6 protein-coding genes are annotated in these 12,991 nt (G+C 58.7%); all 6 read left to right on the top strand.

Translation table 11 applies throughout. The features are described from left to right. Genes VK574_RS15725 through VK574_RS15700 form a run of 6 tightly spaced genes read left to right on the top strand, consistent with a single transcriptional unit; the run spans position 1 to position 12,853 of the window. A complete protein-coding gene (locus VK574_RS15725; RefSeq protein ID WP_472800809.1) occupies positions 1-2,457 on the top strand; it encodes an ABC transporter permease in 2,457 nt (818 codons plus the stop codon). 45 nt (positions 2,458-2,502) lie between these two features. After that, the gene (locus VK574_RS15720) at positions 2,503-5,097 is read left to right on the top strand and encodes an ABC transporter permease (RefSeq protein WP_472800808.1); all 2,595 of its coding nucleotides are present in this window, start codon (positions 2,503-2,505) and stop codon (positions 5,095-5,097) included. A gap of 33 nt (positions 5,098-5,130) precedes the next feature. Then, entirely contained in the window at positions 5,131-7,605 is a 2,475-nt protein-coding gene (locus VK574_RS15715; RefSeq protein ID WP_472800807.1) for an ADOP family duplicated permease, read from the top strand. A gap of 12 nt (positions 7,606-7,617) precedes the next feature. Next, complete coding sequence (locus VK574_RS15710) at positions 7,618-10,149, top strand: ABC transporter permease (RefSeq protein ID WP_472800806.1); 2,532 nt, start codon at positions 7,618-7,620, stop codon at positions 10,147-10,149. A gap of 26 nt (positions 10,150-10,175) precedes the next feature. Beyond that, positions 10,176-10,880 (top strand): ABC transporter ATP-binding protein, encoded by a 705-nt coding sequence (locus VK574_RS15705; RefSeq protein WP_472800805.1) that lies wholly within the window; start codon positions 10,176-10,178, stop codon positions 10,878-10,880. Continuing rightward, positions 10,877-12,853: a TolC family protein gene (locus VK574_RS15700; RefSeq protein WP_472800804.1), complete on the top strand. Its 1,977-nt coding sequence runs from the start codon at positions 10,877-10,879 to the stop codon at positions 12,851-12,853. Before VK574_RS15705 ends, VK574_RS15700 begins: the two co-directional genes overlap by 4 nt. The last annotated feature ends 138 nt before the right edge of the window (positions 12,854-12,991 follow it).

Raw genomic sequence — 12,991 nt, 5'->3', positions numbered from 1 at the left:
GTGTTTGGCCAGGACTTGCGATACGCTGTACGCCAGCTGCGCATGTCGCCTGGCTTCGCACTGACAGCCATGCTGACGCTGGCGTTGGGCATCGGCGCATTGACCACGGTAGCAACGTGGACCAATGCGGTTCTGTTCAACCCCTGGCCGCAGGTGCGGGATGCTCGGGCATTACGCTTCATCTCCGCAACTGTCCTCGGCAGCGATGGGTATTCCATCCACTATGACCAGGTGCAATACCTGAGACAGAATGCGCACTCATTCGGCGATGTGGCAGCGTTTGATTTATCTACGCTCAACCTCGCATTGCCGAATGCCCAGCCGCAGGCACTCACGGCCGGAACTGTTTCTGCAAACTACTTCCAAACCCTTGGAGTCAAGCCGGAAGTTGGCAACTTCTTCCAGCCCGACGCAAACGACCGCGACTACGGTTCGATGGATGCGATCGTCCTCTCCGATGGCTTGTGGCGCGACCGATTTAACGCAGACCCCTCCGTGGTCGGCCGCACCATCAACGTTAACCATCACGTCTTTACAGTTATCGGTGTAGCACCTGCCGGTTTCGCTGGGATCTATGGCGGTATCGCTGAAGCTGCCTGGGTTCCACTTTCATCCTTGCGCGACCTCTCCGCCGATGCGCTGCCCGATCCACTTATCCAGCTTCGTTGGGGTTTGCAGGCTGTAGTACGGCTGCGTCCGGGTGTCTCGGATACCACCGCTAAGGCTGAGATTCACACTCTGGCCCGGGGTTTCGCCCTCGCGCAACATAACGATCAATACCAAAGCTGGGATCTGAATCTCTACGAGTCCTCTCATTTCCAGCGCGGATTATTTTCGGTCATCGGCCAGGTAATTCCCGTACTGTTGGGCGCCTCTTGCCTGCTGATGGTCCTGGTCTGCATCAACATCGCCTCACTGCTCGGCCAGCACGCCGCGCGCCGCCGCCGCGAAATAGCGATCCGCACTGCTCTCGGCGCACGGCCCGCACGCATCGCTTCACAAGTATTTATCGAGACCGGTCTGCTGGCAGTTAGTGGAGCTCTTATCGGATGGGCTGTGAATGTCGGGATTTCAAGGGCGCTCTACATCCTGCTGCCCGACTTCGGAATGCCGCTCACCTTCAATCTGCACAGTGATTGGCGCATCATTACATTCGTCGCCGCCATTTCAATTGTCATCACTCTGATTTGCGGGATGTACCCTGTTCGCCAGTCTCTTCGCGTCTCGCAGCGCGAAGCCTTGCATGAGGGAAGTGTGACGGTGGCTGGGTCGAGCCGCAAGAGAATCGGCCAGCGCATCCTGTTAGGTATGCAACTCGGTATCTGCTTCATCGTCCTTGTCTGCTGCGGTCTCCTCACGCGGTCGGCCCTGAATATCTTTGATCGCCCCACCGGCTTTGACCGAGCCAACACCCTTACTGCAGTGATCGATCTTTCCCGCGCGGGTTACAACGATGAGCGCGGCCGCTTATTCCTGAGCAATGCGCTCGAGCGTTTGCGCAATGCGCCTGGTGTCGCATCCGCATCTGTGACCACCCACCTCCCCATGGGCGACGCCGGCTCAGGCAACACGCGCGCATTCAGTATCCCTGGTTACGTTCCTGCTAAGGGCGAAGATAATTCCGTGGTGACAGACTTCGATGGACCAGACTTCTTTCGCACCGTCGGCATCCAGCTGCAGCAGGGGCGCGATTTTTCAGCATCCGACAACGACACCGCCCCCAAGGTTGCAGTGATCAACGAGTCGATGGCCCACCGCTACTGGCCTAAGGGAAATGCGCTTGGAAGCAGCATTGTGGTGGATAAGGTCCAGCGCCAGATCGTTGGCATCGTCCATGACTTTGCTTACCACAGCCCCGACAACACCGGCCCCAACCCTGTCGTATTTCTGCCGATGCTGCAGGGAAAGTCAGGTTACGGCTATGCGGTCATTGTTTTGCATGCGCGCAGCGGAGCTGATTCAGTTGTAGCCCAGTTACGCAAAACCTTTTCCGACCTCGATTCCTCTCTTCCCATCGAGAACGTTCGCACGCTCGAAGACGTCACCGGCGCGCAGTATCAGATGTCGCGTATTCCTGCCGAATTGCTTGGTGTCTACGCCATCTGCAGCGTCCTCGTAGCCATGATGGGACTGTATGCGGTGATGGCTTACTCCGTAATTGAACGCAACCGTGAATTTGCGCTGCGCATGGCGCTTGGCTCAACGCGTCAGGGAATTTTTCGGCTGGTTTTGCAGGGAAGCGTCGGCGTCATCCTAATTGGACTTGGAGCAGGCGGTCTTGGTTCGATCGCCGCGGTGCGCTTGCTCCGTTCCATGCTATTTAACGTTGCGCCTTTTGACGTGCTCAGCTTCAGCGTCGCCGCTTTCGTGTTGGTGCTCACCGTGCTCATTGCCGGCATCACGCCCGCTCGCCGTGCGGCGAATATTCAGCCGATGCAAGCGCTTAGAAACGAATAGACAAGGCACGATCCAGACCCTCAAACCCTACGGAGCTGTATCGCGATGTATCAAGTCCTGAACAACACGCTGCAGGATGTGCGCTACGCACTGCGCCAGTTGCGTAAATCGCCGGGATTTGCAGCCACCGCAATCATTACGCTCGCGCTCGGCATCGGCGCCAACACCGCGATCTTCACGCTGGTACAGGGCATTCTGCTGCGCTCGCTTCCGGTTGCCGATCCTGCCCTGCTCTATCGCATCGGCGATACCGACAACTGCTGCGTCAACGGCGGTTTCGTCGGAGAGAACGGCGACTTCGATATCTTCTCTTACGATCTCTATCAGCATTTGAAAGAATCTGCTCCTGAGTTTGAGTCGCTTGCCGCCGTGCAGGCCGGCCAGTGGCAATGGAGCGTGCGGCGCGGCAACACGCTCCCGCGGGAACTGCACGGAGAGTTCGTCACGGGAAATTATTTTTCCACGCTCGGAATCGGTTCTTATGCGGGTAGAGTCTTTAGCGACACCGACGATCGACCGACGTCTTCCCCGGTGGTCGTACTAAGCTACCGTTCCTGGCAGAATGAGTTCGGCGCAGATTCATCCATTGTCGGCCAGGTCGTCTCCATCCAGGCGCATCCGTTTACCGTCATCGGTGTTGCCCCGCCGTCCTTCTTCGGCGACCGCCTGTCCGAAAGCCCACCTGACTTCTGGATGCCCGTGAATCAGGAGCCGTATGGGCGCGGCAGCAGTTCGATATTGCATCACCCTGAGCAAAATTGGCTCTATCCGCTGGGCCGGGTGCGGTCCGGTACCAATATCGCTGCCCTTCAAGGAAAGCTCTCCGCGGCATTGCGTAATTGGCTCTATACGCGCCCTGCCTATACAGATCACGGCGGTTCGTCCATCATTCCCAAGCAGCATGTGACCATTGTGCCCGGAGGCGGGGGCATCCAGAGCATGCAACAGGAGACCGGCAGCGGTCTCAAGATGCTCATGATCCTTTCCTCGGTCGTGCTCCTGATCGCGTGCGCCAACATTGCAAACCTGGTCTTGGCGCGCAGCACCACGCACCGCGGCGACGTAGCGGTCCGCATGGCGCTGGGAGCCAGCCGCTCCCGCGTTATCCGTCAAGTCGTCACCGAAAGTATCCTGCTCAGTTGCATCGGCGGACTCGCGGGTCTTGCTGTCGCTTATGAAGGATCGCGCACGATTCTAGCCCTGGCATTTCCCGATGCCCGCAACTTACCTATCGATGCCAGCCCGTCACTTGCTGTACTTGGATTTGCTTTCCTTGTTTCTTTGATTACCGGCGTGGCATTCGGCTTCGCGCCAGCGTGGCTGTCGTCGCATGCCCAGCCCGCAGAAGTTCTGCGCGGAGTCAATCGTTCGACGCGCGATCGTTCCGCAATTCCGCAGCGTGCGCTCGTTGTCTTTCAGGCTGCGCTCTCGCTTGTGCTGCTGGCTGGCGCCATCCTGATGAGCAAGTCGCTCCAAAACTTGGAACATCAGGATTTCGGTGTCACAACTGCAAATCGTTACGTGATTCACGTTGACCCGGCGGGTGCCGGCTATACCGAAGATCGACTTCCTGCGCTCTACCGCGAGATTGAAGACCGGTTTTCATCGTTGCCGGGAGTGGCGAATATCGGCATGGCTCTCTACAGTCCGCTGGAAGGCGATAACTGGGGCGAGTGCGTCATTCAGCAAGGCCACCCAGCCCCCGGCCCCAACGATAAATGCGGATCCACGTGGGACAGGGTTAGTCCGCATTTCCTCCAGACAGTTGGCGTGCCCATGATTCATGGCCGCGACCTTTCCGATCAGGACACTCAGGCGATGCAACCGGTTGCAATCGTGAACCAGGAGTTCGTCAAGCGCTTTTATCCCAATCAGGACCCCATCGGCAAACACTTCGGCATCGATCTGCCGCAATATTCCGGAGCGTTTGAGATCGTTGGCGTTTTTCACGACTTCAAGATGAATAATCCGCGCAGCGAGCCGCGACCGGTGTTTCTTCGACCCCTTGCGCAGTACTACAACGGCTACAAGAATTGGACCGGCGCCGGCCAGCCGCCGTCATTTATCGATGCCATCGTCGGCGGCGAAACGCAATCGATGTTCATCGACGCCATCATCGTTAATTTCCGCAGGCCCGAGCAGAACGCCGATGAGCTTTTGCGGCGGACGCTGACCTCCATCGATCCGAATTTGACTGTCGTGGATCTTCGCACCTTCGACGCGCAGGTCGCCAACAACTTCACCCAGGATCGGCTGGTTGCGCGGCTCACAACGCTGTTCGGCATTGTGGCGCTCATTCTCGCATCGGTGGGCCTTTACGGCGTCATGTCCTACATTGTCGTACGCCGCACCAGCGAAATCGGCATTCGCATGGCCCTCGGCGCAACACGTTCGAGCGTTTTGACGATGGTCATGCGCGGCGCGCTGTTGCAGGTGCTGATCGGCCTGTGCCTGGGCATTCCCGCATCGCTCTACGCCGGCTACCTGATGAAGAGCCTTCTCTATGGCGTGGCCAGTTACGATCCATGGGCGCTTGCAGGTGCGCCTCTGATGCTTGTTCTTTGTGCCGTCGCCGCTGGTTTCATTCCCGCGCGCCGCGCCGCTTCCATTGAACCCATGCGCGCTCTGCGCATCGACTAGCAGCATCGATTAGCAGAAAGGAGACCGAGCGAGATGAACGGACTGGCTAACGACATGCGCTATGCATTCCGTCAATTGTGGCGCGCACCCGCCTTCGCATTCACAGCTGTGCTCACGCTCGCTCTCGGCATCGGCGCCAGTTCGGCGATCTTCTGCCTCATCGACGGCCTTTGGCTTCATCCCATGCACGTTCCTCATTCTGGCGATCTGGTTCGGATTTTCGCTACCACGCAGCAATCCCCGACCGCCGAAGAAGGTGTGGATACCTACTTCAATTACTCCGAGTATCAAACCATCGCGGCACGCGCTACGGCGCTGAAAGGCGCCTACGCTCTCGGTCGCCGCGGCAGCATGATCGAGCGCCCCGACGGCACGGCAGCCCTGTTGCTGACCAACGTCGTCTCCAGCAATTTCTTTGAAGGTCTCGGTGTCCATCCCTTGCTGGGTCGCATTTACACACCATCAGATGCTGCTCAGCTGCGCATCCACCCCGGTGTGCTGCTCGGCTACGGCTTCTGGCAGCGTGAATTTGGCGGAGACTCGAACATCGTTGGACGCCAGATCTCCATCCTCCGTGGGGCTCATCATCGCAGCCAGGTGGACATCTGGGGCGTGTTGCCCCCCTCGTTCCGTGAAATCGATAACGGCATGGATCGCGACCTGTGGATGCCGGTAGAAACCTGGGCAGCAGTTGCGAACGCCGATGAACTCACTTCGCGCGAATTCCGCTGGTTCAAAGTCATCGGCCGCCTCGCTCCCGGAGCGACCACTACTCAAGTCGATCAACAGGTAGCCACAATCGCAAAGTCGCTCGAGACTTCAGATTCGCAGGCCAATCGCGGACGTGGCGCACGCGCGGTCGGCGACTTCACCTACCGGATGGCCCAGGCTGGTACGACTGGCATCGTGTTGTTCGCGATTGTCGGCTGTGTGGTTTTGTTGGGAACCGTCAATCTCGCCCAACTCCTGCTGGCACGTGCACTCGTCCGCGGTTCTGAGGTTGCCCTGCGCCTCTCGCTTGGGGCGCGCCGCATCTTCGTCGCCCGCCAGTTGCTGGTCGAGAATCTGCTGCTCGGATTGTTCGGGCTCGCCGCAGGCATCGCGCTCGCGGCTTCGATCGCCACCATTCTGCCGAGGTTGATGGTCAGCGAACCTGCAATGTTGGTCGCCATCGGATCGAGCTTCACCAGCTTTCAAGTGGACTGGAGAGTGTTCCTCTTTGCCGCCGCGCTTGCATTCGTCACCATGCTGCTGCTAGCACTGGTTCCCTTGAGCCAGGTTGCGAGGCAGGAATTGTTGCCCGTCCTTCAGTCAGGCTCCGTAACCCGCACTGAAGCCAGAGCCCCATTCATGCGTCGTGCCGCCATCTGGCTGCAGATTGCGGTCTCCTTTGCCCTGCTTGTATCCACCGGCGCGCTCGTGCGCAGCTTCATCAACACGCGCCAGCAATCCATCGGCCTCACGCGAAACCAGGTCCTGCTTGCCTGGACGCAAGAGCCCGACGCTCCCATGCGTGATGGTGTTGTCCAGCGGATGAAGGCCATGCCGGGAGTCGATCGCGTGGCTTATGCGATTCGCGCCCCGCTCAGTCTCTCCGAAGGCGGCATCGCCGTAAAGGTCAAGTTGCCAGGCCATCCTGAGATACACGATCCCATCGAGATCAAGTACAACGGCGTCAGTCCCGACTTTCTCGACGTCATCGGCACGCGCATTCTTCGGGGTCGCGGTTTCATCGAAGCTGACGATCGACCAGGTCCAGCTGTAATTCTGATCAGCCATTCGATGGCGCAGAAATACTGGCCAAGCCAGGATCCCGTTGGCCAGACGATAGAACTTATCGGCTATAGCGACGGGGCTCTGCCAAATACCTTGGCGCGCATTCTTGGTGTTACGGAAGACGCTCCGATTAACCAAATCGGTGAGATTCCCGAACCCTACATCTACATGCCCTTTCACTTTTCGCAGATGGGCGAGATGACCTTCGCACTCGCAACAAGACAGAACGCCATGAGTCTGGCGCAACCTACGCGGCAGGTGCTCATTCACACCAACCCACTGCTCGACCCCATGATGGTTACCTCGTTGCCTGAACTGATCCGCTATTCTGCGGGCAACTACCAGATGATGGCCGAACTGGTCAGCGCATTGGGATTCATCGGCCTCACGCTCACCATCGTTGGCCTCTACGGATTTCTTGCCTTTCGCGTCAGCCAGCGACGGCGTGAAATCGGCATTCGCATGGCCCTCGGCGCAACACGCGAAACTACCGCACTGCTCATCCTTCGCGACACCGCCCGCATGGCCTGCATCGGCCTCGCGCTGGGTATCGTTCTCGCAATCGGCGCCACGCGCCTCGAAACGTCCATGCTCTTCGGCGTGCGTCCGCTCGACACGCTCTCAATCATCTGCGCGCTTGCCGTGCTGGCGATCGCCATTACTCTCGCCGCGTGGCTGCCCGCACGCCGCGCAGCTTCCATTGATCCCATACAGGCACTGCGCACTGAATAAGGAGAGGTCACAATGAATTCGTTTGTGCAGGATCTTCGTTACACGCTTCGCCAGTTGCGCAAGTCGCCGGGCTTCACCATTACCGTGGTGCTGACACTTGCCCTCGGCATTGGCGCGAACGCAGCCGTCTTCACCCTGTTCGATCAGGTCCTGCTGCGCATGCTTCCGGTCCAGCGGCCGCAGGAACTCGTTCGCTTCGAGTGGAACGGAGCCTTCAATGGCTCCATGAGCAGCTTTGGCGGCGACAGCGAAGGTCATATCAACTACTTCTCCTACCCGATGTACAAGGATCTGCGCGATCAGAACCAGGTCTTTACCGGAATCCTCGCAGCCGACAAGGCGCAGGTCGGCCTTTCCTGGCACAACCAGGCAGAGAACAACGACGGCGAAATCGTCTCCGGCAATTATTTCCAGCTTCTCGGCCTCAAGCCTGCCGCCGGCCGCCTCTTCACGCCCCAGGACGATACGGCAAAAGACGCGAATCCCGTCACCGTGCTCAGCTACAACTACTGGCGCACCCACCTCGGCTCCGCGCGCGACGTGATCGGCCAGACGATCCTCATCAACGGCCATTCTTTCACCATCGTCGGTGTCGCGCCCCCCAACTTCGATTCCGCCATCGGCGGCTATCGCCCCAGCGTCTTCGTGCCCGCCAGCATGGTCGACTTCGCCATTCCCTGGCGCGCACCGATCGATGACCTCAATAACCATCACTCCACTTGGCTCACGTTGGTGGCGCGACTCAAGCCCGGCATTACACGGCAGCAGTCTGAAGCAAGCATGAAACTGCTGTGGCATTCGTTGCGTGCCAATGAATTTGCCCAATCCAAATCGACCTCCGCAAAGTTCCGCAAGAACTTCCTCGACCTTTCCTCGATTCGTGTTCTCGATGACTCCAAGGGTTTCAACCCCAACCGCATCGATCTCCAAAAACCGCTCGTGATCTTGATGAGCATGGCTGGCCTGCTCGTGGTTCTTTGCGCCATCAATGTCGCAACTCTGCTGCTGTTGCGGGCTGCCAATCGCGCTCGCGAAATGTCGATGCGCTACGCACTCGGCGCACGTCGCAGCCGCATCTTCTCGCAATTGATGATAGAGGGTGGTGTTCTCGGCCTGACCGGCGCCATCGCCGGAGTTGTTCTGGCGCCCGCCGTCGCAACCGCCCTGGTGCGCGTTCTCACCAACTCCGATCCCGGAACAGAACCATACTCAGCCGCGGTCGATATGCGCGTGCTGCTTTTCACGCTGGGGATATCCGTTCTGGCAACGCTGTTTTTCAGCATCGCGCCGGTCTTTCATTTCATCCGCCCCAATCTCGCGGGAACGATGCGGCAAAATACGGGGACTCTTTCACGAGATTCGCAGCGCTTTCGCAAATTCGCCGTTGGCACGCAGATCGCACTGAGCGTGCTGTTACTCGGCGGTGCCGGACTCTTCCTGCGCACGCTCGATAATCTTCGTCACCAGTCGCTGGGATTTGAAACCTCAAACCTCGCTGTGTTTTCACTCGATCCCACCAGCTCTGGGTATGGCGAAGAACGAACCGCAGCAATCGTCAACAGCTCCATCGAATCGCTGCGTCGCATTCCCGGCGTCGTCTCCGCAGCGGCCAACAACGATCCGGAACTGGTCGGTGACACAGAATCAACGAATTACTCCGTGCAGGGATACAAGCCATCCGAAGACGAGCGCATGAACTTCGAGCAGCCGCGCATTACTCCCGGCTACTTCGCCACCATTCATCAGCCGATTCTCGTTGGCCGCGAATTCACCCCAGCAGACGCAAAGGGCCAACCGGAAGTCGCCGTCATCAATCTCGCATTCGCCAAGCGCTTCTTCGGAACTCCGCAGAATGCCGTCGGCCGACTGCTGGCGGAAGGCTCGGGCGATAAGGTGAATTTCAACATCACCATCGTCGGCGTCGTCGGCGATATCCGCCACACCGATTTGCGCACACCACTCGGTCCAGCGGTCTACCAGGCTTACGCACAGATGAAGCACCCCGGCGGCGTCGCGGTTTACGTGCAGACGTCGGCCCCGCCGGCAACTGTCGAAGGCTCCATCCGCCAGACCATCCATCAGCTTGACCCGACCCTGGTCGTGGACGGCCTGCGTACCATGGATGCTCAAGTCCAGCGCAGCGCATCCGATGAACGCGCGCTGGCCTTTCTCGCCGTTGGCTTTGCCGGACTCGCCTTGATCCTCGCTGCAGTTGGTCTTTACGGAGTACTCGCCTATTCGACCGAGCAGCGTACCCGCGAAATCGGCGTCCGCCTCGCGCTCGGTTCATCGCGATCCGTCATCGTTCTTCTCGTTGTACGCGAAATGGCGGTCATTGCTGCGATAGCTACAGCCGTTGCCCTTCCTTCGCTGGTTGCTCTTGGACGCCTCTTCCGCAGTCAGCTGTTCGGTGTCAGCACCTTCGATCCGCTCACGCTCTGCGGCTCGGTCATTCTCACTGTATTCATGCTTTGTGTGGCCGCCGCATTGCCTGCCCGGCGCGCCGCGGGTGTCGAGCCCATGCAGGCCCTACGCACCGAGTAGTTTTGAGATCGGAGTAAATCGTCATCATGATCGACCTGAAAAACATCGAGCGCAGTTACAAGACCGGCCACGCCGAAACCTGGGTGTTGCGCCGCATCAATCTCACCATTCGCGAGGGCGACTTCCTTACCATCATGGGTCCATCCGGAGCAGGGAAGTCATCACTTCTGAATGTGCTGGCTCTGCTGGACGACAGTTGGCTCGGCGAATACTGGTTCGGCACGACGCCGGTGCACTCGCTCAACCGCAAGCAGCGCGCCGACCTCGCCCGCCAGCGCATTGGCATGGTCTTCCAGAGTTACCACCTGCTCGACGATCTCACGGTCGCCGAAAATATCGATCTCCCGCTTTCATACAAGAACCTGCCATCGAAAGACCGCGGAGGCATGGTTGCCGACATTCTCGACCGCTTCCAGATCGTCGCAAAGAAAGATCTATTTCCCAACCAGCTCTCCGGTGGACAGCAGCAGCTCGTTGGTATCGCGCGCGCAGTCGTGCACGCGCCATCGTTGCTGCTGGCCGACGAACCAACCGGCAACCTGCACTCCACGCAGGCCCGCGAAATCATGGACCTCTTCTGCGAACTGAATCGGGCCGGCACGACCATCGTGCAGGTCACGCACTCTGAAGAGAACGCCCACTTCGGCAAGCGCATCATCGAGCTTCGCGATGGCTGGATGACCCGCGATGAGAATCTGCAGGCCGCCGCACCGGAGGTCAGCGCACAGTGAAGAACCCACAGGTGAAGGCATTGAAAAAGATCCCAGGCAACTCTATCGGCCAGCGTGTTGTTGCAGGCGTGGCAATCATTTTCCTCCAGGCCAATATGGCCTTTGCATTTCAGTCGGAGTCCACAAGCGCGCCGGCGCAAGCTGCGCCCCAGGCCACCACAACGCTGCAGACATCGCCGTCAGTGCCATTCAACGAGATGTTGCACCACTCGCACAATCCCTTAGATGCGTATCGCGGCAAGGTCGTGCCGCCTCCCAGCATGGCCAATTCCCTGCGCCTCAACTCACTCGTCCGCGACGGCAAGCTCTATCTCTCGCTGCGCAACGCAATCGATCTCGCTCTTGAGAACAACCTCGACCTCGTCATTGCGCGCTATAACCTGCCCATCGCGCAGATGGATATTCTGCGCACCCAGGCAGGCGGATTTACGAGAGGCGTAAACACCGGCGTAGTCTCCGGCACACCCGGTGGCGCGGCAAGTGGTACAGGTACCGGTAGCGGGGCCGGCGGCACAAGCACCGGGAGCGGCGGCGCCGGCGCCGGAAGCGGCGGTCTCGTGCAATCTACCTTCGGCGTCGGAAGCAATGTTTCCAGCTTCGATCCCTTCATCGTTGCCAAGGTTTACAACGACCACACCTCGCAACAGTTGACGAACACGACTCTATTGGGCGTCTCCACGTATCACCTGAACGAAAACCTTGCAAACGTCAGCTATCAACAGTCCCTTCCAACCGGCACCTACTTTGAAGCTGATTTCAACAACAACCGAACGACGTCGAATAGCCCGAACAATAGTCTGAATCCGCAGCTCTATTCGAACGTACAGGTCATCTTCCAGCAACAGTTGCTCGCTGGATTCGGAACCGGGCCGAACCTGCGCTTTTTACGAATTGCCAGGACCAACAAGAAGATTGGAGACATCGCATTCAAGGCGCAGATCATCGCAACCGTCACCCAGATCTGCAATATCTATTGGGACCTTGTGAACGCCTACGACACAGAGCAGGTCGGTGAGCGCTCGGTGGCCTTTGCCACAGAGACTCTTGACACCAGCCGCAAGCAACTCTCTCTCCAGGCTATTCCCGAAATGGATGTGCTGAAAGCTGAGAGCGAAGTGGCTACGCGCCAGCAGGACCTGACTGTCGCGCGCACCAACCTTGAACTCCAGGAACTCTACATGAAAAACGCCATCACCCGTTCTTTCGACGATCCGGTTCTTCAGGAGTTGCCAGTAGTGCCTACGGATCACCTCGCCACCCAGATCCAGCCGGAAACGGAGCCGCTACAACAGAGCATCACTGATGCTCTCAAGAATCGCACTGAGATACAGGAAAACGCCCTCGACCTCAGCAACCGCGAGCTAACCCGCAAGTCTGCTCGCAACAACCTCCTGCCGCAGCTCAGTCTTTATGGTTTTTATTCCGGATCGGCATTCGGAGGAGTTCCGAACCCTGCATTCGCCGCAAGCAACACCGCTCCCGGCGGCTACGGAGGTACTCTCGAAAATGCGCTGAACAACTCCTCGCCCGAGTACCAGGTTGGTCTGCAACTGCAGATGCCTCTGCGCAACCGCGTCGCCAAGGCCGACCAGTACCGCACCGAACTCGAGTACCGTCAATCGCAGGTGTACGCTGAAGAGTTAAAGAAAAACATTGTCATTGAAGTGAGGAATGCACGCTACGCGCTGGAGCAAGGCGCCAGCCGCGTGGATGCCGCCAAACAGGCGCGAGACCTCGCTCAACGCACACTCGATATCATGCAGAAGGAGCAGAAACTGGGCGCCGGATCCAACCAGCAGACGCTTTCGTCCGAGCACGATCTAGCCGTTGCTGAGTCGGCTCTCGTAACTGCACAGACGGCTTACGAAAAGGCGCGCATCACCTTGAAGTATTCAACCGGGCTGGTGCTTGAGGAATACGGAATCTCGATCGACGCCGCGAAAACCGGCGTGGTAGAGGCGGACAGTCATTAGAATGACAGACCCTCGCAAGAACGGACGAATTCGGGTTTTAGTTGCCGACGATCAACCGCACATCCTCGAGGCCGTGGAGCTGCTGCTTGAGCCGCAGGGGATTCATGTGGACTGCGTGCGCTCGCCGCAACTGCTTCT

This window comes from Occallatibacter sp., from assembly GCF_035317045.1.
GTDB lineage: Bacteria > Acidobacteriota > Terriglobia > Terriglobales > Acidobacteriaceae > Telmatobacter.
This window is presented reverse-complemented; position numbering and strand designations above follow the sequence as displayed.

Excerpts from the sequence above, each read along its gene's own strand:
- VK574_RS15720 (WP_472800808.1), top strand. The coding sequence starts at position 2,503 with ATGTATCAAGTCCTGAACAACACGCTGCAGGATGTGCGCTACGCACTG.
- VK574_RS15715 (WP_472800807.1), top strand. The coding sequence starts at position 5,131 with ATGAACGGACTGGCTAACGACATGCGCTATGCATTCCGTCAATTGTGG.
- VK574_RS15710 (WP_472800806.1), top strand. The coding sequence starts at position 7,618 with ATGAATTCGTTTGTGCAGGATCTTCGTTACACGCTTCGCCAGTTGCGC.
- VK574_RS15705 (WP_472800805.1), top strand. The coding sequence starts at position 10,176 with ATGATCGACCTGAAAAACATCGAGCGCAGTTACAAGACCGGCCACGCC.